Here is a 25586-nt window from a genome sequence, read left to right on the forward strand (position 1 = left end):
ATACGACACGACGTTGGACTGAACTGGTGGGACGGGGTCCGAGACGTACCGTCAGTCGACGACGACCACCCGGTGGGGTGGTCGTATGGATGACGTCGACGTGACGAGCACCGCCCTCCGAGACGAGTCGACGACCGTCGGCGGCGACCCCGACGCCGAGGCCGACGCACGACCGTCGAACCGGACGCAGTCGGTCGAACTCACGGCGTCCGAGTGGCGTCTCCTCCGCTGTGCGCTCCAGCACGCGACGACGGCCCTCCACGGTCGGGACGTCGACGCCCGCGTCCTCGGCGACCGCCTCCACAGTCTCGAGGGACGAATCGACGACCAACTGAGCGACGAACGACCGAGCGACGAACGACGCGGGCGGACAGCCACGTCGTCGCCGCCCGGCGACGCCCGCTGACCCTCGTCCGTCGGCCGTGGTATTTATCGTCACGTTGTGAGCATGCAGCACATGGCACACGGCGTACTACTGCCGAACGTAACCGACGTCGTCGAACCCGCCTTCGCGGCACAGTTGGAATCGCTCGGCTACGACACCGTCTGGACTGGCGAACTGTGGGGAACCGAGGCGTTCGTCAACCTCTCGCACGTCGGCCATCACACCGAGGACGTCGGTCTCGGAACGGCCATCGTCAACGTCTTCTCGCGGTCGCCGGCGGTGCTCGCGTCGGCCGCCGCGACGCTCCAGTCGACGACCGACCGACAGGTGCGACTCGGCGTCGGCGCGAGTACGCCGAAGGCGGTCGAGGACCTCCACGGGGCCGACTACGACCGGCCGGTCCGGCGCATCCACGAGACGGTCGAGCTCGTGAAGGCGTACACCTCGGGCGACGACGAGCGGGTCGACTACGACGGCGAACTGTTCGACGTCGCGGACTTCCCGCCGCTGGACGCCGACGTCCCCGTCTACGTCGCCGCGCTCGGGCCGGCGAACCGGCGGGCGACCGGCCACGTCGCAGACGGCTGGCTCCCGCACAACGTCCCCTTCTCGCGGCTGTCGGAGGCGTTCGAGGTGGTCGCCGACGCGGCCCGCGAGGCCGGCCGCGACCCCGACGAGATCGCGGTCGCGCCTTACGTCCCGTCGGCCGTCAGCGACGATGCCGACGAAGCGACGAAGGCGGTGCGCGGCCACCTCGCCTACTACGTCGGCAGCGGCGAGGGCTATCGGAAGGCGGTCGCGCAGGCGTTCCCCGAGGCGGCCGAGACCGTCGCCGACGCGTGGCGCGAGGGGGATCGGGCCGCGGCCCGCGACGCCGTCACCGACGAGATGGTCGCCGAGTTGGGCGTCGCCGGCACGCCCGAGGAGGCCCGCGAGCAGTTCCGGGACGTCGCCGCCTTGGAGACGGTCGACGAACCCATCGTCGTCGTCCCCGCACAGGCCGACGAGCAGCTGGCGACGCGGACGGTCGAGGAGCTGTCGCCGTCGCGACTGTGAGCGTCGAGTGCGGGTTTCCGCTGTAGCGGGTGGCAGTTCTCAGTTTCAGAACACTTTTTCGCCGCGCCAGATATCAACTGACCGATGCCCTCCAGACGACAGTTCCTCGCCACGAGCGCTGCTGGTCTCTCCGGACTGCTCGCCGGGTGTGGTGGCCTCAGTAGCCTCACGAGCAGTCCGGAGTACGACGACGGAATCACGCTCCCGGCCGAGGGGCGGTTTCTCGCGGACGGTCCGGCGGTGGGAGACGAACCCTCGGACGCACACGAGGGACCGGCGTTCGTCGCGAAGGTGTTCTCGGAACCCGACAGCGTCGAGGATCAGATAGACTGGAGTGCGTTGCCGGGGGGTCGCGGCGAGTGGTCGGAGTGGACCGGCGTCGACTACGACGAGCAGTTCCTCGCCGTCTTCGTCACGACGCGGGCCGTGACAAAGCCGAACGAGAACATCGGCTGGTGTCCGGACACGAGCGTCGACGGCGACGAGTTCACCTTCGCGTTTCGACTGGAGGAGTACCCCGAGGAGATTCGCGGCGACCGACTCCTCGTCTTCCTCGAACGGTGGGACTTGAACGGTCACGACGCCCCGACGGACGCCGTCGTCGACCTGCGAATCGGGCCCGACTCCGGGAAGTCGGTGCTGACCTGTGACGACTGACGGCCCCCACATCCCACAACCGCGCCACTTTTGCCGCGGCCACGACATCCGCCAGTATGGCAAAACAACCCCATCTGCTCGTCGAGGAGGGTGACGTCGAAGACGTCGCGCTCGTCCCCGGCGACCCGGGTCGCGTCGACCGCATCGCCAACCAGTGTGAGAACGTCGAGGAGGTCGCAGCGAACCGCGAGTACAAGGTCGTCAACGCCGAGTACGAGGGCGTCCCGCTGACAATCTGTTCGACCGGCATCGGCTGTCCGTCGGCCGCCATCGCCGTCGAGGAGCTTTCGCGCGTCGGCGTCGAAACGTTCGTCCGCGTCGGCACCATCGGCGCGCTGCAGGAGCACGTCGAGATCGGCGACATGATCGTCGCGACTGGCGCGGCCAAGGAGGAGGGAACCTCCAAGCGCTACGAGTCGCCCGTCTACCCGGCCGTTCCGGACTACGACGTGCTCTCGGCGCTCGTCGACTCTGCGGAGGCGAACGACGAGGACGTCCACGTCGGCCCCATCGTCTCCGACGACGCGTTCTACAACGAGGACGACGCGTACGTCGAGGACTGGAACGAGGCCGGCCTGCTCGCCGTCGAGATGGAGGCGGCCACCGTCTTCTCGCTGGCCCGCCGGAAGGGGCTGCGCGCCGGCGCCATCTGTACCGTCGACGGCAACCTCGTGAAGGGGACCCAGAAGGGTGCCGACAGCGACGAAGAGCTCCCTGAAAAGGCGAAGAACAACGTCGAGCGCGCCATCGCGCTCACGCTCGACGCCGTGACGACGCTCGCGTAGATGCGCGACCGAGTTCGCGCGCGCCTCGTCGCCTTCGGCCGTCGACTGCGACGGATCGAGCGCCGCGAACTCGCCGAGTTCGGTCGCTGGATCGAGAACACGGACAACCTCATCCACCTCACCATCCTGCTCTTCGTCCCGCTGGTGCTCGCGCTGGTGACGCTGCTCTCGAACGCGACGACGGAGCTCTCTTTCCTCCTGTTCCCGCCGCTCGCGTCCGGCGCGTACACGCTGTTTGCGGACCCGGAGGGGCGGTACGCCTCGCCGACGAAGTTCGTCGTCGGCCTCACGATCGGCGCGCTCTGCGGGTGGGCCGCGATCTCGACGTTCGCGACGCTGTACGGCGTGCGCATCGTCGACCTCGGCCTCAGACCGGAGAGCGCGGCGCTCTCGATCTTCCTGACCGGGGCAGTGACGTGGGCGCTCGACGTCGAGGAACCCGCGGCGTTCTCGACGGCGCTGCTCGTCCTCGTCACCGAACAGGCGAGTCCCTCCCAGTACGTCACGACGGTCGTCCTCGGCAGCCTCATCGTCGCCGTCTCCTTCGCCGTCTGGCGCGACGAGTTCTACGAGGAGCGCGCCCACTACCTGTACGGGACCATCTACGGCGACGACCACGTGCTGGTCCCGATGCGGGGCGAGACCGCCGAGACGACGGCGCTGTTCGGGGCCCGCCTCGCGGCCGCCCACGAGGCCGGCAAGGTGGTGCTTCTGGACGTCGTCGACGACGACCGCATCGCGGCCGCCGAGCGTGCCGTCCTTGAGGGGGACGACCCCGGGGAGACGACCGACGTGGAACCGACCGACGTCGACGACGTCGAGACGGACGGGACCGACGTCGCCGACGAGGCAGCGCAGCGGGCGGCCGCCGAGTCGGCCTCGCGACTCGAGACGCACGCGGCGGCCATCCGTACCCGCATCGGCGTCCCGTGTGAGGTGGTCGTCGCCAGCGGCGACCCCGAGCGAGCGACCGTCGAGACCGCCCGGACGACGAACTGCGATCTCGTCGTCACGCCGTACGAGGAGTCCCGCGGGTCGCTGTCGCCGTTCGTCCGGAGCCTGTTCGGTGGTCCGTACGACGCCATCGCCTTCCGGTCGACGACCGGCACCCAGCGCTGGAAACGTATCCTCGTCACCGTCTCCCGGCCGGGCGACTCCGCACACGCGATGCTCGACTTCGCGTCGCGGCTGGCGGGACAGTCCGGCAACGTCAGCGTCTGTACCTGCATCAGCGACGAGGTCGAACGACGGCCCGCCGAGACGCGGCTGGCGAACCTCGTCGAGACGATCGACTGTCCCGTCGAGACCAGAGTCGCCCGGAGCGACGTCCGAGACTTCATCCAGTCGAACGCCGGGGCGTACGACCTCGTCGTCCTCGGGTCGAGCGGCGACCGGAGCGCCGCCTCGCGGTTCGTCGCACCGCCGACGTTCGAGCGGCTTCGGGACGTCGACTGCGACGTCGCCGTCGTCGACCGCGGAAGCGTCTGAACGGAGCGGGTCGTCTCAGCGGCGGTCGGACTCCTCGCCCGTGAGGCGGTCGGCGATGGCCTCCGAGTCCTCGCTGCCGAGCGCCGAGTCGACGAGGAGGTGGCCGCCGATGGTGGCAGGGCTGATCACCGTGTCCGCGCCGGCACGCCGCATCTTGTTCACGTTCTCGCGGTGGGTCGCGGCGGCGACGATGCGAACCTCGGGGTTGAGCTGCCGGGCCGTGAGGATGGCGAGTGCGTCCTGTGCGTCCTCGTTGGTAGCGACGACGACCGCGCGGGCGCGCGAGATCTTCGCACGCCGTAGCACGTCCTCGTCGCTGGGGTCGCCGGTGAGGACGCTGTAGCCACGGTCCGAGAGGAGGCGTGCCCGCTCGGAGTCGGGCGTGACGATGAGAAACTCCGCTCTCTCGTCGAGTTCTTCGAGGATCGGTTCGGTCAGTTCCCCGTAACCGAGCACGAGGATGTGGTCGTCGAGCAGGTCGAGCTGTGATTCGGTCATCTTTCCGAGTGCTTTCGAGAGGCGGGCTTCGATCGCGGGCGTGAGGAGCACACCGAGTGCGACCGCGAAGGCGGCGACGTTGACCAGCAGCACCGAGATGGCGAACAGCGCCGCTCTGTCGGTCGCGGGCGTGATGTCGCCGTAGCCGACAGTGCTGCCGGTGACGATGGTGTACCAGTAGGCGTCGGTCAGCGACTGGACGTCGTTGAACTCCTCGCGGAGCGCGTAGGTGCCGGCGGTGCCGTACAGTTGGGCACCGACGAGCGAGACGACGGCGGCCAGCTGCGTGGTCGTGAGATCGAGATCGCGGGTGAACCGTCCGCGGTTCAGCAGGACGACCGGCAGCGACACCGCCGAGAGCACGACGAGCGGGAAAGAGTAGACGCTCGCCTGTAGCAGTCCCTGACCGGCGGTGACGGGCAGCAGGACGACCGTCGACGTCCACGCCGCTCGGAGTCCGCTCCGGAGGCCGAGCGCGCTGCCGAGCATGAGAAACCCCGTGAGTGCGCCGGTGAAGCCGACCGTCTGTTGGACGAGTTCGGGGACGTACCGGACGAGCGGTCCGCTCGGCGCCGACGAGATGTTCGCGATGCCCGTCGCGACCGAGAGCACGGCGACGGCGAACGTCAGCACCATCGACGCGCGCGCGCCGACCCACTCGCGGTCGACCTCGACTCCCCACAGTGCCATATCGGCCCTCAGACGCCGTTCGGGCATAAAGCCTCACGGCTCCGTCGCCGACCTGTCCAGCGGTACTGGTTTAGTCCAGCGGCGAGAGATGCCCCGCATGGCCGCACTTCCGGTCGAGATCCTCTACGGAATCTATCTCGGCATCCTCGCAGGCATCATCCCCGCGCTCATCGCGGGGGCACTCGGCTTCGTCTTCAAGTACTTCACGGACGTCTCCATCCCCGGGTTCGGTGTCGTCGTCCTCGCGCTCGCCATCGCGGGGGTCAACGGCGGCCTGCTCGCGCTGAACGACCAGGCGGTGCTGCAGTCGGAGCACAACGTCGCGATCGTCGTCGCGATCGTCGTCGTGCTGATGCTTACCCTCTACGCGCACGCACAGGGGGACAAACTCGGCGAGCAGTTACCGAAACGCATCACGCTGAAGAAGCTCACGGAGCGCACGCTCTCGGCGGACGTGGTCGAACTCGTCGGCGGCCGCGGGCAGGTCCGGGTCACCGTCGCCGGCGAGGTGGCGGACGTCGAGGGCTACCCGCCGATGCCGGCGGAGTTGCGGGCAGAGCTGCAGGGCGGCGAGTGGACGTTCCCAGCCGACGTCCCGCTGACCGAACTCGAGACGCGGCTGGCCGACCGCCTGCGGAACGACCACGACCTCGCGGAGGTGACGGTCCGCCTCGACGAGCGAGCGCGGGCGACCATCGCCGCCGCACCGCCGGTCGGCGGACTCTCGAAGCGCGTCCCCACCGGCAAGCGCGCCGTCTCCGTCGACACGCTCGTGCCGACGGGGGTGGCCCGCGGCGACGTCGTCGACCTCGTCACCCCCGAGGAGACCGTCACCGGCACGGTGCTGAGTGTGAAATCGACGGAGAAGAAGGTGAAGAACGTCAAGGACGAACCGGGCGAGTCGAGTGTCGCGACCGACGGCGGGACGGACGAGACAGCCACCGACTCGCCCGAACGGCCCGACCCGCCGGCGACGAGCGCCGGTGGTGAGGGGCGAGTGACGGTCGCCGTCGACCGTCCGGCAGCGAAGACGCTCCTCGCGTCCCCGTCGCCGCAGGTCGTCGTCCAAGCCCGCGGCACGCGCCGCGAGTTCGAACTCACGACGCTGCTGCGGCGCGCGGGCCGTCGGTTCCGCCGCGTCTCGGTGAAGGCCGGCGGGCCGCTCGACGGCGTCACCATCGGCGAGGCGAGCGTCCGCGACACGTACGACGTGGTCGTCCTGGCGGTCAGACACGACACGTGGCAGTTCGCCCCTCAGGGGTCGACGACGCTGAGCGCCGAGGACGAACTGTTCGTCGTCGGGACGCGCGGGGCGCTCGACGACTTCGCGGAGGTGGCCGCGTGAGTCCCGCGCTTCAGAGCGGGGTTCCGGTCGCACAGCTGTTCACGAACGCCGCGGGCGTCGTCGCGGACCTGCTCGGGTACGCGCTCGTCGCGGCGGTGGCCGCGGGCGTGGTCTCGTTAGTCTTCCGGTGGTACTTCAAGGAGCAGGCGTCGAAGGGCGTCGCCGCGCTCGTCGGCATCGCCGCCGTGGCGGCGCTCTTGAACGCCGAGAAACTCACCGGCGTCATCGACCCGAACACCGCGGCGGTGCTGTTCGACCTCGACGAGGTGCTCACGAACGTCGCAGCCATCGCCGTCGCCGTCGCCGCCGCCGTCGCCGGGTGGCGTACCGGCGACGCCGCCGCGACGAACGTCTTCGCCGTCACGGGCGTCAAGGAACTCGAAGGCGAGGTGAGCAGGGTCGTCCGCTCCGTCGGCCGCGTCACGGCCGTCACGCTCCCCGAGACGGTCGGCGACATGGACGAACACGATCAGGTGTCCGACGAGAAGAAGACGGAGATGGCCGGCAAGACGCTGCTGTTCCCGCGGCGGCTGACCGTCGAGGAGCTCCGCGACCGACTGGTGACCCGACTGAAAGACGACTACGGCGTCGGCTACGTCGACGTGGAGGTGAGCGAGAGGGGGACGGTCGAGTATCTCGCGGTCGGCAGTCGGATGGCGGGCATCGGTCCGACGCTCACGCCCGGTGCTGCCGCCGTCGCCGTCGAGGCCGACCCGGCGACGAGCGCCAGTCCGGGCGACGTCGTGCAGGTGTGGACCGACGCCGACCCGCCGGAGCGGGTCGTCACCGCGGAGCTGCGCGCCACCACCGACGACGTGGCGACGCTGGCGGTCGACGCCGCGGACGCGACGAGGCTCGACCCGAACGGCTCGTACCGCCTGGTGACGCTCCCGGCGGAGCCACAGACCGACCGCGAGTTCGCCTCGTTGCTCCGGGCGGCCGCCGAGACGATGGGCGTCGTGACCGTCCAGGAGGGAAGTACGCTCACCGAACGGACCGTCGGCGACCTCGACCAGACCGTCACCGCCGTCCGGTCGGCAGCGGGCTCGGTCGAAGCGCTTCCGCCGGGGAGTCGGTCGTTGGCGGCCGGCGACGTGCTCTACCTCGTCGCCCGTCCGGAGGCGCTCCGAAAGTTGGAGGGGGAGGCACAGGCGCAACCCTCTTCACCCGCCGTCGGGGAGTGAGTGACATGGAGTGGAAGCTGTTTGCGGACCTCGCAGAACTCGCAGGAGACCGGCACGTCTCGGTCGCCGTCGACGACGACGCGACCGTCGGCGACGCCCTCGACTCGCTGCTGGCGGCACACCCCGCGCTCGCCGACCGCGTGCTCGACGACGACGGCGACCTCAGAGACCACATCAACGTCCTCCGGAACGGAGAGAACGTGTTCTCCGAGGACGGGCTGGCGACGACGCTCGAGGCGGGCGACGAACTCGCGCTGTTCCCGCCGGTCAGCGGCGGCTAACGTCCGTCACAGACCGTCGCTCCCGTCTCTCGTCGGGCCGTCGGTGTCGACGTCGGCGTCGCCGTCGGTCCCGACGCCCGCCTCGGGGTCAGTTCGCTGGGCGTCGCTCGCATCGTCCGCGACCTGCGAAGCCTCCTCGACCTGCGAGGCGAGCGTCACCGCGTCCGCGGCGACCGTCTCGTAGTCGAGGCCGGACTCGCTGGCGACGATGCGGAGATGCGTCGCGAGCAACGAGAGCGCCTGCAGCCCCTCCTGTTCGTCGTCCGCCCCGTCGGTTCGATAGGAGAACGTGGTGTCGACCGCCTCGCCGTCGCGGACGACGCCGACGTGGAAGGCGGTGACGGCGTCGTCGTCGAGCATCGCGCGTGCGGCGTCGAGTTCGGTCCGGAACGTGTCGTCCATAGCCGACGCTACCGGCCGAGAGACGGAAAAGACATCGGACGACGCGGGAGACGGAGAAGGGAGAGAGAAGACGGAAGGCGGTGTGGGTGTTACTCCTCCGGGCGCGGACGGGCGACGAACAGCGTCTCGGTGACGGTGAACGGGTCGTACACCGACTGGTGGCACTGACAGTAGACGTCGTTCTCGGCGTTGAACTTCGCGGCGTCGGCGGCCTGTTTGTAGCCGGGGACACAGCAGAAGTGCGTACACTTGTTCAGCCAGGCGATGAACCCCTCGGAGGTCGACGCCTGCAGCCACGGGTCGTCCTGTGCGGCCTGCCGGATGCGCTCGCTGCGGATGACCTGGATCGGGATCGTGTCCTCGGAGTCCTGCGAGCGCCACGTGCCGGACGCCGGTTTCCCGATGCCGCTCTCGCCGATGCCGTTACCCCACGACTGGTAGTCCGAGAAGTCGTCGACGTGGAGTCTGTCGCCCTCGCTGTAGGCGTCCTGTTGCCAGGTGTACGCGGGGTTGGCACCCGAGACGAAGTAGTTGTCACTCTCGTAGTCCGGCTGGATACCCTGATAGGATTCGACACCACAGTACTGGAACCACTCTGAGGAGTAGGTGACGTCGCTCCCGTTGAAGTTCTCGGTCTCGGCGACCTGGAAGGAGACACCACCCTCGGTTATCTCCTTGACTTCGGGCCAGACGCCCTTGAGGTAGCCCTCCGAGTCGATCTCGATGGGGATCTGTGGCATCCCACGCGGCGCGGGTCCGGCGGTGTTCTCGATGGCCATCGCCTGCGTCGACCCACCCCCGGCCCCGGAGGAGGTGGTCGCGCTGTTGACGGTGACTGCGCCGGTCGTCCCGACGCCGGCGAGTGCCGCGCCCCCGACGACGCCCTTGACGAACCGTCGCCGACCGGACTCGGTCGGGTACTTGTCGTCGTTGCTCATGACTGACCCTTAGTGTGGCTGGTAAAAAGAGTGACGAAGTGAGCGGTACCGGCTGGGGCGAGATTCCCTGTCAGCGGGACGCTCGCCCGGATATCACCCGCCGTTCCCGGACGGATTCTCGTTCGACTCGGGAGCGAAAGGGAACGGTATATAGCGCACTTAGCGAGCTATTTGTCGTTGCCGCCGAGCGTCTCTGATGGCGTCTGACGGTAGCCCGTAGAGCCATCCCACCCGTCGCGCCACCGCAGCACTGTCACCCGCGAGTGCCGCCCGTGTGCGGCCTTCGGTCACGGCGCTTCCCCACCCCCTCGCCGTGACCGTTCTCTTCCGAACCCGACCGAGCCGTCGTCCCCTTCGTCGACCGCATCGCCTCTCCCGAGTCGACATCGTCACCCGCTCCCGCCGAGAGTGAGACGAACGTTCGTGTACGATTTACTCGCATCTGGGGCAATTTTTCGCGTCGAATCGTGCCCTTTTATCACATGCCAACGGTAGTCATCACCATGAAGCTCCACAACCGCAACGTCAGACAGGACGTCCGCGAACTGGGGGCGCTTCTGGGCAACGTACTCGAATCCCAGACTTCGACGGCCGACTTCGAGACCGTCGAGGACCTGCGGACGGCGGCGATCGCCTACCGCGACGGTTCCGCACCCAGCCGACAACCGCTTCGTGACGTCGTCGAATCGCTCCAACCCGAACGCGAGAGTGTGGTCGCTCGCGCGTTCACCACCTACTTCGAACTCATCAACCTCGCCGAAGAGCGCGAACGGGTTCGCGCCGTCCGGAAGAGTTCACAGGACGGGACGCTCGAGGACAGCCTCGACGAGACGATCGCCGAACTGGCGGACGGCGACGCCGACAGCGAGACCGTCCAGCAGGTGCTCGACGACGTGCTCATCGAACCGACGTTCACCGCCCACCCGACGGAGGCGCGTCGGAAGACAGTGAAGGCGAAACTCCGGTCTATCGCCGATGACCTCGAGACGCTCGACGAGCGGCGGATGACCGACCGCGAGGAGGGACACGTCTGGACCCGCGTCGACGCCGAGGTGACGAGCCTCTGGCAGACCCCACAGGTCCGGAACCGTCGACCCGAACCGACGGACGAGGCGCGAAACGTCCAGTGGTACCTCGAGAACACGCTGTTCGACGTCGTCGGCGAGGTGTACAGCGAACTGGAGGAAATCGTCTCCGAGGAGTACCCCGACGTCGACGTCCCCAAACTGTTCGAGTTCCGGTCGTGGGCCGGTAGCGACCGCGACGGCAACCCGTTCGTCACGCCCGAGGTGACGACCGAGACGCTGGAACGCCAGCGGTCGGTCGTGCTCGGGAAGTACCGCGTCGCGCTGAAGCGACTCTCCGGCGTCCTGAGTCAGGACGGCAGTCGCATCGAGACGGGGAACTCGTTCGCCGAGTCGCTGGCGGACGACCGCGAGCGGTTGCCGGTCGTCGCCGAGGAGGCCGAGGAACGCTACCCCGACGAACCGTACCGACAGAAGCTGAAACTGATGCGCGAGCGTCTCGACCGCGTCGAGGACGTCCGTCCCGGCGGCTACGAGAGCCACGAGGAGCTCATCGACGACCTCGAAGCCATCGCGGCGAGCCTCGAGCGCAACGGCGCGGCGAAGGTCGCCGACGCGTTCGTCGAACCCCTGATCCGGCAGGTCGACACGTTCGCCTTCTCGCTGGCGAGTCTCGACCTGCGGGACCACCGCGAGATGCACACCGCAGCCATCCACGAGGCGCTGGAGCAGGAGGGCTTCGACTACCGCAACCTCGACGAGGACGAACGGGTCGAGCTGCTGACCGACGCCGTCCTACAGGACGAACCCGTCCTCGACCTCGAGGCGCCGGGTGACGTCTCCGAGGAGACCGAGCGCGTCCTCACGCGGTTCGCGAAACTCGCCGACTGGCAGCGCGAGTACGGCGCGGAGGCGATCGACACCTACGCCATCTCGATGACCGAGGAGCCGAGCCACGTCCTCGAGGTGCTGTTCCTCGCCGACCAGGCGGGCGTCGTCTCGCTGCCGGACCACTGTGGACTCGACATCGTTCCCCTCCTAGAGACCGAGTCGGCGCTCAACGGTGCCCGACGCATCATGGGGACGCTGTTCGAGAACGAGGCCTACGCGCAGGTGCTCGAAGCCCGGAACGGCGTCCAGGAGATCATGCTCGGCTACTCCGACTCCAACAAGGAGAACGGCGTGCTCGCCGCCAACTGGGACCTCTACAAGAACCAGCGTCGGCTCGCCGACATCACCGACGACCACGACGTGACGATGCGACTGTTCCACGGTCGCGGTGGCTCGATCTCTCGCGGCGGCGGGCCGATGAATCAGGCGATGCTCGCCCTGCCGAACGAGACGGTGACGGGACAGATCAAGTTCACCGAACAGGGTGAGGCGATCGCCGAGAAGTACGCCAACCGGCGCATCGCCGAGCGCAACCTCGAACAGATGTTGGACGCGCAGATCCGCGCCCGACACAACGCCATGCTCGAACCGACCGAGGACGTCCCCGACGCCTGGGTCGACGCGATGGACACGATGGCACAGGCCGCACGCGAGGAGTACCGCGACCTCCTCGAGACCGACGGCTTCGTCTCCTACTTCGAGCAGGCGACGCCCATCACGGTCATCGAGGAACTCAACCTCGGGTCGCGACCCGCCTCGCGGAGCGGCGAGCGAACCGTCGAGGACCTCCGGGCGATCCCGTGGGTGTTCTCGTGGACGCAGTCGCGCTGCATCCTCCCCGGCTGGTACTCGCTGGCCTCGGGGATGCAGGCGTATCTCGACGACGGCGGCGACCGCGAGACGCTGAAGGAGATGTACGAGTCGTGGCCGTTCTTCCGGACGACGCTCGACAACGCCGCGCTGTCGCTGGCGCGGACTGACCTCGAGATCGCCGCGGAGTACGCGAACCTCGCGGACGAGGACCTCCGCGAGCGGTTCTTCACCCGCGTCTCCGCGGAGTACGAGGACGGCGTCGAACTGGTGCTCGACGTCTCGGACCGCAACCGCCTGCTGAAACGCGACTGGCTGGGCGACAGCCTGCGGCGGCGGAACCCCTACGTCGACCCGCTGAACCTGCTGCAGACGCATCTGCTCGCACAGACGCACCGGACGCCGTCGGAGGAGAAGACGCTCCGACTGACGGTGAAAGGGATCGCTGCGGGGATGAAGAACACCGGCTAGGGGCTCGTTAGAGCGGAAACACGCTCTCGTTCGACTGACCGTTGGAATGACGTCGGCCGTTCTCAGTGGGGTTAGCGAAAGGGTTCAGACAGTCGCTCTCTACTCTCGAGGAGTTGTCAGAATCGGCGTGCAACACTCAGAGGGCTGTATGCAGAGAACTCACAAGGAGCACAATAACCTGAAAATCCAGGCAGAGCAGTATTAATTATTGAGATAGTAACACTAACAGCCATCGCACGGGATATCTGCTCCCGTCTCGGTGTGTCCCCCTGCAATGAGCATTGTGGGCCAGTTTGCCTGCCTGAGTTCACGTTCTCTTCAATGCTATCGGCTCTCCCTCTCGTGCGTTGGCAAACGGGGTTGTCTTGTTTGACTTCCTTCCACGACTGCAGTCGTGGGCTCTTTCCTTGACTCGGTGTGATCTACACAGTCGCTCCGACCAACTCATCTGCTATTGTCAGATATATCTTTTTTTTGATAGCAGTACCGGTGGTAACACGTTCGGTTTGTACTGATTCAGGAAGGTCAGCTCGGGAGATCGATTCAAGAACCAGTAGTTCTCCCTCTTCTGTTTCCATCCACTCTGTTCCAGACTCTGTATCCCAACAACAGGGTGTCCACGTCCCCGATTCAAGCCGTTCCCAGATATCCACGTCACCGTAATATTGTCCGTCACTACATCTGTAAATGGAATTTGATTTCACACTCACATTTAGTCAGTTCTACGTGGAAGTGCATTGCGGCCACAAGTCATAAATGAGGAATGTAAGTTAGAAATCACATTCTTGAAATGAAGATTAAAAGTTCTTAATTTTTTGCTTTTTGATGTTTAATCTACTTTGTGAATATTAACAATATCTGGGGGAGGGGATTGGTGCGCACTCTATTCAGCACGACCACAGAAACCTCACCGAACGCTATCAGAAGCGGCGTGCAACACTCAGAGGGTGTGTGCAGCAAACTCGCTACGCTATCAAGTTTGGTAGCAAGCTTTACTCAGTAGTAGATTCTACCAGCAAGTATGGTCACGTCGGTGAAGATGGACGACGATACAAAGTCTCGTCTCGAGCGGTTACAGGCCGAGATTCGGCTAAAGACGGGGAAACGAGTGACGCAGCAAGAAATATTGGCACAGCTCGTTGAGCATGCCATCGAGTCCAAGGCAGACCTCATCGACTCGTTCCGTGAGAAGCGTGTCCCTCTTACAGAATCCGAGCGCGAGAAGTTCCACGATGGGATGGTCTCCTCCGGAGTCACGACGACCGAAGAAGACATCGACGACGTGCTGTACGGATGAGTGTCTTCGTCGACACTGGCGTGTTCTTTGCCCACCACGATACGGACGCCGACCGACACGACCAGGCCGTCACTGCATTCGACGAACTGTTCGACGGAGCGTTCGGACAACCGTACACGAATGACTACGTTTTCGACGAGACGGTGACACTCACGCGTGCTCGAACGGGGTCTTTCGAGGCTGCAGACACCGTCGCCAGTCGCATTCTTGGTGAAGAGCCGTTTCCTCAAGTGTTCGAGATGATTCACGTCGAGCCAGATGATGTGCGTGCGTCACTGGAAACGTTTCGTCGATACAACGACCACGATCTTAGTTTCACTGACGCGTCAATAGTCACTCTGTGTGAGTCACGTGGCATTGACGCTGTGTTGAGCTTCGACACAGATTTCGATGGACTCGTTGAGCGTATCGAACCAGGATACTAATGACTCACCTGGAGTGTCTTACTCAACTCATACAGAAGTTTTCAGAACCGGCGTGCAACGCTCAGCGAGTCTATTCAGCAATTCGACGAACTGCAGTTCCGATCCCGAAGCCGAATGTTCCCACGATTACGGCAACAATCGTTCCTCCGACGGTGGCGAGTCCGATTAGTTCCACGATTCCTGGGCCTTCCCCGGTCAATCCGATGCCACCGTAGTTCAGAATGAGTCCAACGACAGCAGCGAACGTGAGCAACCAGCTCACTATCAATCCTCCATTTGAGTACGCTTGTACCGCAACGAGAACGGTGAGAAGAACAGCGTAGCCTTCCCACCACAGAGCAAGGTGAATCGTCGGGTAGTCTACTGCTTTTACTGCCGCAAAGTAGAGAAGTGACGCGACAAGGAGTATGCCAGCACCGATACCCCACTGCCTCGTTCGTTTTTCACTCCTCCCCAATAGGAGGGTTCGTGTGTTGGCGGTGACCATGCAGAATCTATCTTCACTCATCTAATAAATCTGTGTATCTGATATGAACGACTTGCGCACTCTATTCAGTACGCAGATCTCGTCAGGGAGGAAGCGTGTGACGTTGAACAGTACGGAGCCTTCCGCTAATCGCTATCGATCACGGTGACGTCGCCGCCACCGGCGTGCCCGCGCTCGACCGGTCTGTCGCACTTCGCTGATGGCGAAGAGGAACCCGGAGAGGAACAGCAGTTCGTTACCGGTGTAGACGTCGACGACGGGGTCGACGAGGTCGAAGAAGGCGGGCGGTGCCGCGAGCCCGAAGAACGCCAACGCGAGCGCGGCGAACGCCGCGAAGCCGGCGAACCAGCGGGTGACGGTGCCAGCCACGTAGCCGACGACGAAGACGAAGAGCGCTTCGAGGAGCGTCATCGCCACTCCTGGGTACGGCGGCGTTCGAGCGGCGACGCAGTCGACGGCGGTGGGCTGAGAAGGGACACGTCGAGTCGAGCTAGCCTCTCACGGCCGAAAACGGTGTCGTGTTCGCGGTCAGCCCTGGTTCCAGGGCGCTTCCTCGAAGTCGACGATGCGCTCGCGCTCGCCGATGTCGTCGATGGCGGCGAGGTCGTCCTCCGAGAGCGTGACGTCGAGCGCGCCGAAGTTGTCGCGGATGTGTTCTTCGCCCGTCGCCTTGGGGATGGCCGCGACGTTGTCCTTCGAGAGGAGCCACGCCAACGACACCTGGTACGGCGAGGCGTCGTGTCGCTCGGCGATCTCCTGGATCGTCTCGTCGTCCGCGACCTTCCCGCGAGCGATTGGGCAGTACGCGACGAGGTTGTGGTCGTGCTCCTGTGCGTAGGAGACGAGTTCGCGCTGGGGAAGCATCGGATGCATCTCCACCTGATGGGCGAATAGGCCACTGTCGAGGGTCTCGCGAGCCTCGTCCAGTTGGTCCGGTCGGAAGTTCGAGAGGCCGACGTGGTCGATCAGTCCCTCGTCGACGAGTTCGTCGAGGGCGGGGAGCGTCTCCTCGGGGTCGTAGGCGTCGGTCGGCCAGTGGACGTACATCAGGTCGACGTAGTCGAGGCCGAGGCGGTCGAGACTCTCCTTCGTCGTCTCGATGGTGTCGTCGTGGCCGGTGTTGTCGGTGTCGAGTTTCGTCGCGACGAAGAGCTCTTCGCGTTCGACGTCCGTCTCGTCGAGCGCCTGTGCGATCCCCTCGCCGACGTACTCCTCGTTGTCGTACATCTGCGCCGTGTCGACGTGGCGATACCCCATCTCGATGGCCGTCTTCACGCTCTCGATACACTGCTCTCGGTCGGTGTTCTTGTACGTCCCCAGTCCGAGTCGTGGCATCTCGTCCATGTCGCTCCCTTCTCGGGGCAGGCTTTGAAGTGCTGTGGCCGCGGCAGGAATCCGCGGGAGCAACGACTGAGACCGGCAGGGTTTACCGAGTCGCCCTCGCACACCTCCACCATGTCGGAGGTTCTCATCTACGGGTCGTACGGCTACACCGGCGACCGGATCGCTCGCATGGCGGTCGACCGCGGCTGGAACCCCATCCTCGCGGGGCGAACCGCCGAGAAGGTGACCGCCCAGACCGACGAACTCGGCTGTCGGGCGCGCATCTTCGACGTCGACGACGCCGCCGACCGCCTCCGCGACGTCGACCTCGTACTCAACTGTGCCGGGCCGTTCTCCCGGACGGCCGCACCGCTCGCGCAGGCGTGTCTGGAGACGGGGACGCACTACCTCGACATCACCGGCGAGATCGGCGTATTCACTCGCCTGAACGGGATGGACGAGGCCGCCGCCGACGCGGACGTGACGCTCATGCCCGGCGTCGGCTTCGACGTCGTCCCGACGGACTGTCTCGCGGCGCATCTCCACGACCGACTCCCGTCGGCGACGACGCTCTCGCTCGGATTCGACGCCGTCGGGTCGTTCTCGCCGGGGACGCTGAAGACGGCCGTCGAGGGACTCGGACAGGGCTGTGTCGTCCGGCGTGAGGGGCACCTCAAGCAGGTTCCAGCGGCCTGGAAGACCCGAAGCGTCGACTTCGGTCGCGGGACGAAGAAGGCGACCACCGTCCCGTGGGGGGACGTCGCCACCGCCTACTACACGACCGGTATCCCGAACATCGAAGTGTACGCCGCACTCCCGCGCGTCGCCCGGACGCTCCTGAAAGCCGAGCGGCGCGTCGGCGGGCTGCTCGAGGGCGACCGCGTGCAGTCGGCGCTGAAGTGGCTGGTCGACCGCACCGTCGAGGGACCGGACGACGAGGAACTCGAAGAGGGGTTCGTCTGGGTGTGGGGCGAGGCCGTCGACGGCTACGACTCGGCGGTCAGCCGACTCCGGACGCCACACACCTACAAGCTGACCGTCGAGACGGCGCTCCTGGCGAGCGAGCGCGTCCTCGACGGCGACGCCCCGGTCGGCTACCAGACGCCGGCCGGCGCGTTCGGTGCGGACTTCGTCCTCGACGTCGAGGGCGTCCGGCGCGTCGACGACTGAGAGTTTCACCAGCCGACGACCCGCGACTCTCTTTCTCGCCGATTCTACTCCTCGACTACTCGACGACCCGAACCGGGTCGCGGCCGGACTGCTCGAAGAACTCGGTCAGCACTGGCGTACACTCCCGGAGCGCCTCCGGGTCGTGCGAGTCCGATCCGACGGTGAACGCGACGTCGTGTGCGTCGAGTACCTCGCGGAACGACGGCGCGGGGTGGAACTCCCCGTAGTCGCGGAGGATGCGACCGCCGTTGATCTCCGGGACGGTCCGCGAGTCGGCGAACGCCCTGGCGACGCGCTCGTAGTGGTCTTCGGTCGCATAGCCGCGAAGCACGGGGTTGCGCTCGAGCAGGTCGACGTGGGCGGCGACGTCGAACAGTTCCGACTCGACGAGCGAGACGAGCGTGTCGTAGTAGTCGTCGACGAGCGCCTCCCGTTCGGCCTCGTCTTTCTCCGCGAAGTAGCCTTCGACGTGGACGTTCACGTCTTCGAGATGGTGGACGCTGCCGATTGCGTAGTCGAAGTCGGCCGCGTCGAGGAAGTCGGCGATGGCGGCCTCGTCGCGCGGGTCGTAGTCCATCTCGACGGCGTCGAAGATGGTGACGTCGAAGCTCTCCTGCAGGGAGTCGATCGCCTCGCGCCGTCGCTCGTAGGTCTCGTCGAGGTTGAACCCGAGGTGGCGCTTGGCCTCCTGCATCGACTCGCGCGTGGAGACGTTGCAGTGGTCGGCGAAGCCGACGCCGTCCAGCCCTGCCTCCTCCGCCGCGCGGGCCATCTGAAAGAGGAAGCGCCCGTCGGAGTAGTTCGAGTGGACGTGGTAGTCGTAGGCGTGGGACACTCCCGAAGGTCTGTCACGCTGGAAGATAGTGGTTTCTGTCGCGCCGGGGTCAGCTGTCGCGGTCGGGTTCAGAGCGCGAGCGCGACGAGTCCGACACCGGCGACGCCCGCGACGATGCCGATACCGCGGGCGAGTCGTTCGCCCCAACTGACCACCCGTTCGAGCGAGAGCAGCACCGTGATGAACGCCATCCACAGGAGGTTCATCGATCCGACGACGACCATCAACGCGAACAGCGCCCAGCAACACCCGACGCAGAACGTGCTGAACGCCCAACTGGTCCGCACGGCTCCACGGACTCCCGGTCGGTGGTGACTCACGAGGAAGCCCAGCGGCGAACGACAGTACCGGAGACACCGACGTTTGTACGGCGAGAGCTGATACCCCGACAGGAGCAACAGCGTCCCACCCCAGAGAAGCCCGGTCTGGTCGGTCGCGAGGGTCGCGATCGGGGCGACCGCGTTGACCAGAAGCGGCACCACGCCCGTCAACGTCCACACGAGCGTGTACGTCCCGACGAACGCACCGACTCGCGTGGCTTTCCCCCGTCTCGAGGTGCCGTCGAGCGTCCGGTAGTAGAGCCGAAAGAGCGGGAGCGACGAGGGATACATCATCGCGACCATCATCACGCCCCACATGAGCAGATAGAGGACGACGCCGACGAGGCCGCTCGAGAGCGCCATCGCCTCCGGGACGCCGGGGTCAGACATCTGCATCGACGTCCCCGCGTCGCCACCCGGCATCGGGAGCCAGCGGCCGACGAGGGCGACCCACGCCGAGAGGGCGATCAGGTAGGTCGCGAGTGCGACGACCGGGACGTCGGCGACGGTCCACCGGTCACCGAACGAGTCTGGAGTCGACATGTCGGACGCTCCGACCGCTCAGCCGTTGGCGAGCGCGAAGTCGCCGAAGAACGCGTTGTTCTCGGAGACGTCCCACGCGTACTCGTCGCCGTAGGCGACGGTGGCGGTGGTCGACTTGGCCGTGTTCATCTCGTGGTCGGCCGTGAGCGGGTGCGGAGAGACCGTGCCGAGTTCCTCGTTGAAGCCGTGTTTCCCCACCCCCGCCACGGAGACGACGTCGCCGACCTCGACCGAGAACTCCGTCCCGCCCCGGTCGAACGAGAAGGGGGCAGTGACGACCTCCGACCGTTCGACGTGGACGTCGGCGACGGCGGCGAAGATGCCGCCGGCCCGTCCCAGATAGATGTCCTCGAGCGCAGTCCGCTGGTCGTCGTCGGCCGCCTCGTCGACGACGAGGACGACATTCCAAGCGGTCTCCGGCGCGAACATCACTCCCTCCTCGGTGCGGATGAGCATCGCCGCGTGGAGCCCCGAGAGGTCGACGTCGCCGTACCGCCCGTCTTCGATGTGCCAGGCGAGCGAGGCCGTACAGACGTCGTCGTCGGGTGGTTCCATCCAGAGACACTGACAGGCTACGTCACAGTTACACGCCTCCACGAAATCTCCCTCGAGCGTCCAGCGTTGGGTCACGATCGAACACCGGGCGTATGTCAACCCCTATCACGATAAACGTATCAATTGGCTGTTTGTGCCGTATCTCGGTCGTCGCACAGTGTGTCTCGCGGCGACACTCCCCCGCTTCGGAGGGACGACAGAGCGAGCGCGACTGTCCGCGTAAACCACCCTATCGTCCATGAATTTGCGCCGCTGTGCCACGGCGTTGACCGCTCCGAAACCGTTTTCAGCGCCCCTCGCACACACTCGGTATGCCGACGGAACCTGACACAGGTTACGACCCCGACTTGGGGAGGAAGTTCATTTTCGTCACGGGGGGTGTGATGTCCGGGCTCGGAAAAGGCATCACGGCCGCCAGTACCGGGCGACTGCTGGCCAACGCCGGGTTCGACGTCACGGCCGTCAAGGTCGACCCGTATCTGAACGTCGACGCGGGCACCATGAACCCCTACGAGCACGGGGAGGTGTACGTGCTGAAAGACGGCGGCGAGGTCGACCTCGACCTGGGGAACTACGAGCGGTTCCTCGGAGTCGACATGACCTCCGATCACAACATCACGACGGGGAAGACCTACCAGCACGTCATCGAGAAGGAGCGTGCCGGCGACTATCTGGGCAAGACGGTCCAGATCATCCCGCACGTCACCGACGACATCAAGCGGCGCATCCGCGAGGCAGCCGATGGGTCGGACGTCTGTATCGTCGAGATCGGCGGCACCGTCGGCGACATCGAGTCGATGCCGTTCCTCGAGGCGCTGCGACAGTTCGCCCACGAGGAGGACGACGACGACTTCCTGCTCACCCACGTCACGCTCGTCCCCAACTCCAAGAACGGCGAGCAGAAGACGAAGCCGACGCAGCACAGCGTGAAGGAACTGCGCTCTATCGGACTCCAGCCGGACATCCTCGTCGGCCGCAACGCGGAGCATCTGGAGCAGTCGACGAAGGCGAAGATCGCGCAGTTCTGTGACGTCCCCACCGAGGCCGTCTTCTCGAACCCCGACGTCGAAGACATCTACCACGTCCCGCTGATGGTCGAAGACGAGGGGCTCGACGAGTTCGTGATGGCGCGACTCGGCCTCATCGGCGAGGCGCTCCCGAAGAGCGAGCGCGACAACAGTTGGCGCGAACTCGTCACCCGTGAGCGCGACGGCTCCGTCGACATCGCGCTCGTCGGCAAGTACGCGCTGGAGGACGCCTACATGTCTATCTACGAGGCGCTGAAGCACGCCGGCATCGAGCGCAGCGTCGACGTCGACGTGCTGTGGGTCGACTCCGACGAGATGCGCGACCACCACACCGAACGCCTCCGCGAGGCCGACGGCATCGTCGTCCCCGGCGGGTTCGGCTCTCGCGGGACGGCCGGCAAGATCGAGGCCATCCGGTACGCCCGCGAACACGACGTCCCCTTCCTCGGCCTCTGTCTCGGTTTCCAGATGGCCGTCGTCGAACACGCCCGCAACGTCCTCGGCTGGGAGGGTGCCCACTCCGCGGAGATCGACGAGGACACGCCGTACCCCGTCATCGACCTCCTCCCCGAGCAGTACGACCTGCAGGACCTCGGCGGGACGATGCGTCTCGGCGCACACGAGACGCAGATCGAACCGGGGTCGCTCGCGTCGACGGTCTACGGTGCGGAGTCCTGCACCGAACGGCACCGTCACCGCTACGAGGTGAACCCCGAGTACATCGACGAACTCGAGGCCGACGACATGGTCTTCTCCGGGAAGGCCGGCAACCGGATGGAGATCGTCGAACGGACCGACCACCCGTTCTTCCTCGGGACGCAGTTCCACCCCGAGTTCCGCTCGCGGCCCGATCGGGCGAGTCCGCCGTTCGTCGGATTCGTCGACGCCGTGCTCGAACAGGTCGAGCAGCAGAAGGAGATCCAAGCATAACAATGGTAGACGTAGACAGTTTCATCGACGAGGCGACAGCAGAGATCCGAGAACAGGTCGGCGACAGACACGCCATCATCGCCCTCTCGGGCGGGGTGGACTCTTCGGTCGCCGCCGCGCTAGCCTACGAAGCCATCGGCGATCAGCTCACACCAGTCTACGTGGACACGGGGCTGATGCGCAAGGGCGAGACCGACGGAATCAGAGAGACGTTCTCCTTCATGGAGAGCCTCCGTATCGTCGAGGCCCAAGAGCGCTTCTTCGAGGCACTCGAAGGCGTCGTCGACCCCGAGGAGAAGCGCAAGGTGATCGGCGAGCAGTTCATCCGCGAGTTCGAGCGCGAGGCGCGCGACACCGACGCCGACTACCTCGTGCAGGGGACCATCTACCCCGACCGCATCGAGTCGGAAGGCAACATCAAGTCCCACCACAACGTCGGCGGTCTCCCCGAGGTCGTCGACTTCGAGGGCATCGTCGAACCCGTCCGCGACCTCTACAAGGACGAAGTTCGGCAGGTCGCTCGCGCGCTGGACCTCGAGGAGGTCGTCGCCGAGCGGATGCCGTTTCCGGGCCCCGGTCTCGCCGTGCGCGTCATCGGCGAAGTGACGCCGGAGAAGGTCGAGGTGGCCCGCGACGCCTGTCACGTCGTCGAGGAGGAGACCGAAGAGCACGACCCCTGGCAGGCGTTCGCCGCCGTCATCGGCAAGGGCACTGGTGTAAAAGGCGACAACCGCGTCCACGGCTGGATCGTCTCCGTGCGCTCCGTCGAGTCGCGTGACGGGATGACCGCCCGCGCACAGGAGCTGCCGTGGGAGACGCTCCAGCGCATCCAGTCGCGAATCACGGGACAGAACGACAACGTCGCACGCGTCGTCTACGACGTGACGCACAAGCCACCGGCGACCATCGAGTACGAATGACGAAGGCAGTCATCGCAGGCGCCGACGTCGACGGACTCGGCAGCGCCCTCGAAGTCGAAGGCGTCGAGACGACGCGGATCGACACGCCGGCGACCGCAGAGAGCATGGAGGCCGCCGGACTCGCCGACGCCGATCTGTTCGTCCTCACCGACCTGGACGACGCGACGGCGATCCCGCTCGCGAAGGAACTGAACCCGGACGTCCGGGTCGTCGTCTACGCGCACGACACGCTCCCGGAGTTCGCGAAGGGACAGGCCGACCTCGCCGTCGACCCCGACCTGCTCGGGCCGGAGGTCGTCGCCGAGGAACTGGTCGGGTAGTCGACTCACTACGTCTCTCCCGTCGACGTATCCACTCTCCTCTCCGACCGTACGCTTAACCGCCCGGCGAGCGACGACCCTCCCGTGACACTCGACCGACTCACGGACCTCTCGCCCGACCCGGGCGAGGTCGAGACCGCAGAACTGGCAGTGACCGACGACGTGCTCGTGAAGACGTTCGCGCTCGGCCCCGGCGCGGAGCTCTCGCCGCACGAACACGGCGACAGCACGAACGTCTTCCACGTCCTGCAGGGGACGGTGACCGTGATCCAAGACGACACGGAAGAGGAGGTCGACGCGCCCGGCGTCGTCCTCCACGAGCGCGGCGTCGTCCACGGCGCGCGCAACGAGACCGACGAGGTCGTCGTCTTCACCGCGAGTCTCTGTCCGCTCCCGTCCTGAACACCACGCCTCCCTTATCCGACCCTCGGAAACTCCGTCTCGAACAGCGTCGTCGCCAGCGACGTCAACTCCTCGCGCTCGGGAATCGTGGTCAGCCACCGCTCCGGCAGCGACTCGGCACCGAAGCGTGCGCCGGCGACGGCTCCCGTCACCGCGGCGACGGTGTCGGTGTCCTCGCCGAGCGCGACGGCGTCGACGACCGCCGCCTCGGCCGACTCGGCGGTGAGCCCGAGCCACAGCGCCGTCTGGAGGGTGTGGACCACGTAGCCCGTCGATCGGAGCGGCCTCGGTCGCTGGCCGCGGGCGACGGGCCGGAGCGCGGTCTCCAGTTCGTCGGGGAGGTCGGTCGCGTCGAGCGCCGCCACGAGCGGGTCGTCGTCGCCGCGAATCAACCCCGCGACGGTCCGGTTCAGGACGGCGCAGCCCGCCGTACAGCGCGGGTCGGCGTGGGTGATGGCCGAAGACTGCCGACTCGCCCGGTCGAGGCTCTCCGCGTCGTCGACGAACGCCAGCGCGTGGGAGACACAGCGCATCACGCTGCCGTTGCCGGCGTTCGACCCCTCCGGTCGGGCCTGCCAGACGCGCTTGCCGGCCTCGTCCCACGAGAACCCGTCCTGCAGGTTGCGGATGGCGTCGGCGGTCATCAGTCCGATGTCGAACGGACCGGACTCGTACCATTCGACGAACCGGGCGGCGACGTCGGTCGGGGCGAACGCCTCGCGCTCGGCGAGACTGCGGGCGATGCAGAGCGCCATCTCGGTGTCGTCCGTGATGGTTCCGGCGGCTTGGCCGTGCGTCCCGTTCGCCAGCATCTCGGTGACGCGGCCGTGAGTGTCTCGAATCCGGTCGGCGGACTGGAACTCCACCGGGCGGCCGAGCGCGTCGCCGCAGGCGAGTCCCAGCAGCGCACCGCGGGCGTCGTCGAGGGGGGGCATGTCGATGCGGAGACGGCCGAGGGGGAAAAGACTCCCCCTCACTCCGGCGGCTTCGACACAGGAGGTCGTTGCCACCGCCGAAACCCCCTTACTCGGCTGGCTAGTAGCGGAGATATGGTTCGAGTCGCCGCCGGGGGCCGTCTGCACTTCGGGTTCGGCAACCTCAGTCTCTCACACGAGCGACTGTACGGTGCGCTCGGCGTCGGTCTCGACACGCCGGAGGTGATCGTCGAGGCCCACTCGGCCGAGACGGTCGTCTGTGACGACCCGGCCGTCCGCGAGTACGCCGCCCGCGTCACCGACCTGCTCGACGTCGCCGGAGCCGACGTGACTGTCCACGAGCGACTGCCCCGGCACGCCGGGCTCGGGAGCGGGACGCAGCTCGCCTTGGCGACGCTCGAGGCGGTCGCCCGCGCGTACGACGACTCCGTCGACGTCCGTGAACTCGCTCCCCAACTGGGTCGCGGCGGTCGCTCCGGCGTCGGCGTCGCCACCTTCGAGTCCGGGGGGTTCGTCCTCGACGCGGGCCACCCCACTACCAGATTCACCACCGACAGACCGATGGACGGCGAGTGGACCGTCCCGCCGGTCGCCGCCCGACACGACGTCCCCGACGACTGGCGGTTCGTCGTCTGCGTCCCCGACGCGGACCCCGGGCGGAGCGGCGAAGACGAGGACGACAGCATGCGCTCTGCCGTCGAACGCGCCGACCCCGCCATCGCGGACCGCATCGCGGGCATCCTCACGCGGCGACTCCTCCCAGCCGTCGCGACCGGGTCGGCCGAGCGGTTCGGCGCGGCCATCGCCGAAATCGGCCGCCTGAACGGCGCGTGGTACGCCGACGAGCAGGGTGGCGTCTACCGCCCACCCGTCGGCGACCTCGTCGAACGGCTCTCGGCGTCGCCCTCGGTGTTCGGGGCGGGGCAGTCCTCGTGGGGACCGGCGGTCTACGGTGTAACCGACGCGACACACGTCGATGCCGCACTCGCCGTCGGCGAGGAGGCGCTCGACGCCGTCGGCGGCGGGGACGCCTTCGTCGCCCGCGGTCGGAACGTCGGTGCGCAGGTAGAATAGACCTCGACAGAGTCGTTCAGACACTCAGCTTTGATCCTTCCGAGAGTTGTTAGAAACGCTGTGCTGAATAGAGCGCGCGTTTCCAGTACGACCGTCTCTGAGCGGACACGCAGTAC

The 25586-nt window shown here is 66.5% G+C and carries 27 protein-coding genes; 17 read left to right on the forward strand and 10 right to left on the reverse strand.

Going from position 1 to position 25586, the window contains the following annotated elements; genetic code table 11:
* Nucleotides 1-85 precede the first annotated feature (85 nt).
* The 5 genes from EOHIBHHM_RS11400 (at nucleotide 86) to EOHIBHHM_RS11420 (ending at nucleotide 4371) form a co-directional block, all read left to right on the forward strand.
* Nucleotides 86-406 (forward strand): hypothetical protein, encoded by a 321-nt coding sequence (locus tag EOHIBHHM_RS11400; RefSeq protein ID WP_497250639.1) that lies wholly within the window; start codon nucleotides 86-88, stop codon nucleotides 404-406.
* Nucleotides 407-457: 51 nt separating this feature from the next.
* Complete coding sequence (locus EOHIBHHM_RS11405; protein WP_497250641.1) at nucleotides 458-1441, forward strand: LLM class flavin-dependent oxidoreductase; 984 nt, start codon at nucleotides 458-460, stop codon at nucleotides 1439-1441.
* Nucleotides 1442-1525: 84 nt separating this feature from the next.
* Nucleotides 1526-2098 carry a twin-arginine translocation signal domain-containing protein gene (locus EOHIBHHM_RS11410; RefSeq protein ID WP_497250643.1) on the forward strand — a complete coding sequence of 191 codons (573 nt, stop codon included), beginning with the start codon at nucleotides 1526-1528 and terminating at the stop codon, nucleotides 2096-2098.
* A gap of 56 nt (nucleotides 2099-2154) precedes the next feature.
* A complete protein-coding gene (locus EOHIBHHM_RS11415) occupies nucleotides 2155-2883 on the forward strand; it encodes a guanosine phosphorylase (protein ID WP_497250645.1) in 729 nt (242 codons plus the stop codon).
* Complete coding sequence (locus tag EOHIBHHM_RS11420) at nucleotides 2884-4371, forward strand: HPP family protein (protein WP_497250647.1); 1488 nt, start codon at nucleotides 2884-2886, stop codon at nucleotides 4369-4371.
* A 15-nt stretch (nucleotides 4372-4386) separates the two neighbouring features.
* On the opposite strand, the gene EOHIBHHM_RS11425 is transcribed toward EOHIBHHM_RS11420, so the two are convergent.
* Nucleotides 4387-5559 (reverse strand): NAD-binding protein, encoded by a 1173-nt coding sequence (locus tag EOHIBHHM_RS11425; protein ID WP_497250649.1) that lies wholly within the window; start codon nucleotides 5557-5559, stop codon nucleotides 4387-4389.
* Nucleotides 5560-5656: 97 nt separating this feature from the next.
* Here EOHIBHHM_RS11425 and EOHIBHHM_RS11430 point away from each other — a divergent pair, with 97 nt between their 5' ends.
* Genes EOHIBHHM_RS11430 through EOHIBHHM_RS11440 form a run of 3 tightly spaced genes read left to right on the forward strand, consistent with a single transcriptional unit; the run spans nucleotide 5657 to nucleotide 8369 of the window.
* A complete protein-coding gene (locus EOHIBHHM_RS11430) occupies nucleotides 5657-6904 on the forward strand; it encodes a potassium channel family protein (protein ID WP_497250651.1) in 1248 nt (415 codons plus the stop codon).
* A complete protein-coding gene (locus EOHIBHHM_RS11435) occupies nucleotides 6901-8088 on the forward strand; it encodes a DUF8167 domain-containing protein (RefSeq protein ID WP_497250653.1) in 1188 nt (395 codons plus the stop codon). The genes EOHIBHHM_RS11430 and EOHIBHHM_RS11435 overlap by 4 nt, the downstream gene beginning before the upstream one ends.
* 5 nt (nucleotides 8089-8093) lie before the next feature.
* The gene (locus EOHIBHHM_RS11440; protein WP_497250654.1) at nucleotides 8094-8369 is read left to right on the forward strand and encodes a ubiquitin-like small modifier protein 1; all 276 of its coding nucleotides are present in this window, start codon (nucleotides 8094-8096) and stop codon (nucleotides 8367-8369) included.
* A 6-nt stretch (nucleotides 8370-8375) separates the two neighbouring features.
* On the opposite strand, the gene EOHIBHHM_RS11445 is transcribed toward EOHIBHHM_RS11440, so the two are convergent.
* On the reverse strand, nucleotides 8376-8771 hold the full coding sequence (locus EOHIBHHM_RS11445) for a DUF8113 family protein (protein WP_497250656.1): 396 nt from the start codon (nucleotides 8769-8771) through the stop codon (nucleotides 8376-8378).
* Nucleotides 8772-8860: 89 nt separating this feature from the next.
* Entirely contained in the window at nucleotides 8861-9709 is an 849-nt protein-coding gene (locus tag EOHIBHHM_RS11450) for a ubiquinol-cytochrome c reductase iron-sulfur subunit (RefSeq protein WP_497250658.1), read from the reverse strand.
* 503 nt (nucleotides 9710-10212) lie between these two features.
* Here EOHIBHHM_RS11450 and ppc point away from each other — a divergent pair.
* The 3 genes from ppc (at nucleotide 10213) to EOHIBHHM_RS11465 (ending at nucleotide 14628) form a co-directional block, all read left to right on the forward strand.
* A complete protein-coding gene (gene ppc, locus EOHIBHHM_RS11455; RefSeq protein ID WP_497256985.1) occupies nucleotides 10213-12906 on the forward strand; it encodes a phosphoenolpyruvate carboxylase in 2694 nt (897 codons plus the stop codon).
* A 1021-nt stretch (nucleotides 12907-13927) separates the two neighbouring features.
* Nucleotides 13928-14203, forward strand: a complete 276-nt coding sequence (locus tag EOHIBHHM_RS11460) for a hypothetical protein (protein WP_497250660.1) — start codon at nucleotides 13928-13930, stop codon at nucleotides 14201-14203.
* The gene (locus tag EOHIBHHM_RS11465) at nucleotides 14200-14628 is read left to right on the forward strand and encodes a type II toxin-antitoxin system VapC family toxin (RefSeq protein WP_497250662.1); all 429 of its coding nucleotides are present in this window, start codon (nucleotides 14200-14202) and stop codon (nucleotides 14626-14628) included. The genes EOHIBHHM_RS11460 and EOHIBHHM_RS11465 overlap by 4 nt, the downstream gene beginning before the upstream one ends.
* Before the next feature lie 70 nt (nucleotides 14629-14698).
* Here EOHIBHHM_RS11465 and EOHIBHHM_RS11470 read toward each other — a convergent pair whose 3' ends face one another.
* The 3 genes from EOHIBHHM_RS11470 to EOHIBHHM_RS11480 all read right to left on the reverse strand — a co-directional run bounded on the left by EOHIBHHM_RS11470 (nucleotide 14699) and on the right by EOHIBHHM_RS11480 (nucleotide 16459).
* Nucleotides 14699-15136, reverse strand: a complete 438-nt coding sequence (locus EOHIBHHM_RS11470) for a hypothetical protein (RefSeq protein ID WP_497250664.1) — start codon at nucleotides 15134-15136, stop codon at nucleotides 14699-14701.
* 111 nt (nucleotides 15137-15247) lie between these two features.
* On the reverse strand, nucleotides 15248-15526 hold the full coding sequence (locus EOHIBHHM_RS11475; RefSeq protein WP_497250666.1) for a hypothetical protein: 279 nt from the start codon (nucleotides 15524-15526) through the stop codon (nucleotides 15248-15250).
* 117 nt (nucleotides 15527-15643) lie between these two features.
* Nucleotides 15644-16459, reverse strand: a complete 816-nt coding sequence (locus tag EOHIBHHM_RS11480) for an aldo/keto reductase (protein ID WP_497250668.1) — start codon at nucleotides 16457-16459, stop codon at nucleotides 15644-15646.
* A gap of 111 nt (nucleotides 16460-16570) precedes the next feature.
* Here EOHIBHHM_RS11480 and EOHIBHHM_RS11485 point away from each other — a divergent pair, with 111 nt between their 5' ends.
* Nucleotides 16571-17608, forward strand: coding sequence for a saccharopine dehydrogenase family protein (locus EOHIBHHM_RS11485; protein ID WP_497250670.1), 1038 nt, complete (start codon nucleotides 16571-16573; stop codon nucleotides 17606-17608).
* 55 nt (nucleotides 17609-17663) lie between these two features.
* Here EOHIBHHM_RS11485 and EOHIBHHM_RS11490 read toward each other — a convergent pair whose 3' ends face one another.
* The 3 genes from EOHIBHHM_RS11490 to EOHIBHHM_RS11500 all read right to left on the reverse strand — a co-directional run bounded on the left by EOHIBHHM_RS11490 (nucleotide 17664) and on the right by EOHIBHHM_RS11500 (nucleotide 19936).
* Entirely contained in the window at nucleotides 17664-18443 is a 780-nt protein-coding gene (locus EOHIBHHM_RS11490) for a PHP domain-containing protein (RefSeq protein ID WP_497250672.1), read from the reverse strand.
* Nucleotides 18444-18511: 68 nt separating this feature from the next.
* Nucleotides 18512-19306 (reverse strand): DUF2182 domain-containing protein, encoded by a 795-nt coding sequence (locus EOHIBHHM_RS11495; protein ID WP_497250674.1) that lies wholly within the window; start codon nucleotides 19304-19306, stop codon nucleotides 18512-18514.
* An 18-nt stretch (nucleotides 19307-19324) separates the two neighbouring features.
* On the reverse strand, nucleotides 19325-19936 hold the full coding sequence (locus tag EOHIBHHM_RS11500) for a DUF1326 domain-containing protein (RefSeq protein WP_497250676.1): 612 nt from the start codon (nucleotides 19934-19936) through the stop codon (nucleotides 19325-19327).
* A gap of 236 nt (nucleotides 19937-20172) precedes the next feature.
* On the opposite strand from EOHIBHHM_RS11500, the gene pyrG reads away from it, so the two are divergent.
* The 4 genes from pyrG (at nucleotide 20173) to EOHIBHHM_RS11520 (ending at nucleotide 23461) form a co-directional block, all read left to right on the forward strand.
* On the forward strand, nucleotides 20173-21819 hold the full coding sequence (gene pyrG, locus EOHIBHHM_RS11505) for a CTP synthase (protein WP_497250678.1): 1647 nt from the start codon (nucleotides 20173-20175) through the stop codon (nucleotides 21817-21819).
* 2 nt (nucleotides 21820-21821) lie between these two features.
* Nucleotides 21822-22739, forward strand: a complete 918-nt coding sequence (gene guaA, locus EOHIBHHM_RS11510; protein ID WP_497250680.1) for a glutamine-hydrolyzing GMP synthase — start codon at nucleotides 21822-21824, stop codon at nucleotides 22737-22739.
* A complete protein-coding gene (locus EOHIBHHM_RS11515) occupies nucleotides 22736-23059 on the forward strand; it encodes a DUF7126 family protein (protein ID WP_497250682.1) in 324 nt (107 codons plus the stop codon). The genes guaA and EOHIBHHM_RS11515 overlap by 4 nt, the downstream gene beginning before the upstream one ends.
* 84 nt (nucleotides 23060-23143) lie before the next feature.
* Nucleotides 23144-23461 (forward strand): cupin domain-containing protein, encoded by a 318-nt coding sequence (locus EOHIBHHM_RS11520; protein WP_497250684.1) that lies wholly within the window; start codon nucleotides 23144-23146, stop codon nucleotides 23459-23461.
* 14 nt (nucleotides 23462-23475) lie between these two features.
* Here EOHIBHHM_RS11520 and EOHIBHHM_RS11525 read toward each other — a convergent pair whose 3' ends face one another.
* Complete coding sequence (locus EOHIBHHM_RS11525) at nucleotides 23476-24396, reverse strand: ADP-ribosylglycohydrolase family protein (RefSeq protein ID WP_497250686.1); 921 nt, start codon at nucleotides 24394-24396, stop codon at nucleotides 23476-23478.
* A 114-nt stretch (nucleotides 24397-24510) separates the two neighbouring features.
* Here EOHIBHHM_RS11525 and EOHIBHHM_RS11530 point away from each other — a divergent pair, with 114 nt between their 5' ends.
* Entirely contained in the window at nucleotides 24511-25470 is a 960-nt protein-coding gene (locus EOHIBHHM_RS11530; protein WP_497250688.1) for a beta-ribofuranosylaminobenzene 5'-phosphate synthase family protein, read from the forward strand.
* Nucleotides 25471-25586 lie beyond the last annotated feature (116 nt).

It is taken from the genome of Halogranum roseipondis (assembly GCF_059695585.1).

Excerpts from the sequence above, each read along its gene's own strand:
- EOHIBHHM_RS11400 (WP_497250639.1), top strand. The coding sequence starts at position 86 with ATGGATGACGTCGACGTGACGAGCACCGCCCTCCGAGACGAGTCGACG.
- EOHIBHHM_RS11485 (WP_497250670.1), top strand. The coding sequence starts at position 16,571 with ATGTCGGAGGTTCTCATCTACGGGTCGTACGGCTACACCGGCGACCGG.
- pyrG (WP_497250678.1), top strand. The coding sequence starts at position 20,173 with ATGCCGACGGAACCTGACACAGGTTACGACCCCGACTTGGGGAGGAAG.
- EOHIBHHM_RS11470 (WP_497250664.1), bottom strand. The coding sequence starts at position 15,136 with ATGAGTGAAGATAGATTCTGCATGGTCACCGCCAACACACGAACCCTC.
- EOHIBHHM_RS11450 (WP_497250658.1), bottom strand. The coding sequence starts at position 9,709 with ATGAGCAACGACGACAAGTACCCGACCGAGTCCGGTCGGCGACGGTTC.
- ppc (WP_497256985.1), top strand. The coding sequence starts at position 10,213 with ATGAAGCTCCACAACCGCAACGTCAGACAGGACGTCCGCGAACTGGGG.
- guaA (WP_497250680.1), top strand. The coding sequence starts at position 21,822 with ATGGTAGACGTAGACAGTTTCATCGACGAGGCGACAGCAGAGATCCGA.
- EOHIBHHM_RS11410 (WP_497250643.1), top strand. The coding sequence starts at position 1,526 with ATGCCCTCCAGACGACAGTTCCTCGCCACGAGCGCTGCTGGTCTCTCC.
- EOHIBHHM_RS11530 (WP_497250688.1), top strand. The coding sequence starts at position 24,511 with ATGGTTCGAGTCGCCGCCGGGGGCCGTCTGCACTTCGGGTTCGGCAAC.
- EOHIBHHM_RS11405 (WP_497250641.1), top strand. The coding sequence starts at position 458 with ATGGCACACGGCGTACTACTGCCGAACGTAACCGACGTCGTCGAACCC.
- EOHIBHHM_RS11460 (WP_497250660.1), top strand. The coding sequence starts at position 13,928 with ATGGTCACGTCGGTGAAGATGGACGACGATACAAAGTCTCGTCTCGAG.
- EOHIBHHM_RS11515 (WP_497250682.1), top strand. The coding sequence starts at position 22,736 with ATGACGAAGGCAGTCATCGCAGGCGCCGACGTCGACGGACTCGGCAGC.
- EOHIBHHM_RS11525 (WP_497250686.1), bottom strand. The coding sequence starts at position 24,396 with ATGCCCCCCCTCGACGACGCCCGCGGTGCGCTGCTGGGACTCGCCTGC.
- EOHIBHHM_RS11420 (WP_497250647.1), top strand. The coding sequence starts at position 2,884 with ATGCGCGACCGAGTTCGCGCGCGCCTCGTCGCCTTCGGCCGTCGACTG.
- EOHIBHHM_RS11440 (WP_497250654.1), top strand. The coding sequence starts at position 8,094 with ATGGAGTGGAAGCTGTTTGCGGACCTCGCAGAACTCGCAGGAGACCGG.
- EOHIBHHM_RS11430 (WP_497250651.1), top strand. The coding sequence starts at position 5,657 with ATGGCCGCACTTCCGGTCGAGATCCTCTACGGAATCTATCTCGGCATC.
- EOHIBHHM_RS11415 (WP_497250645.1), top strand. The coding sequence starts at position 2,155 with ATGGCAAAACAACCCCATCTGCTCGTCGAGGAGGGTGACGTCGAAGAC.
- EOHIBHHM_RS11495 (WP_497250674.1), bottom strand. The coding sequence starts at position 19,306 with ATGTCGACTCCAGACTCGTTCGGTGACCGGTGGACCGTCGCCGACGTC.
- EOHIBHHM_RS11475 (WP_497250666.1), bottom strand. The coding sequence starts at position 15,526 with ATGACGCTCCTCGAAGCGCTCTTCGTCTTCGTCGTCGGCTACGTGGCT.
- EOHIBHHM_RS11445 (WP_497250656.1), bottom strand. The coding sequence starts at position 8,771 with ATGGACGACACGTTCCGGACCGAACTCGACGCCGCACGCGCGATGCTC.
- EOHIBHHM_RS11425 (WP_497250649.1), bottom strand. The coding sequence starts at position 5,559 with ATGGCACTGTGGGGAGTCGAGGTCGACCGCGAGTGGGTCGGCGCGCGC.
- EOHIBHHM_RS11480 (WP_497250668.1), bottom strand. The coding sequence starts at position 16,459 with ATGGACGAGATGCCACGACTCGGACTGGGGACGTACAAGAACACCGAC.
- EOHIBHHM_RS11465 (WP_497250662.1), top strand. The coding sequence starts at position 14,200 with ATGAGTGTCTTCGTCGACACTGGCGTGTTCTTTGCCCACCACGATACG.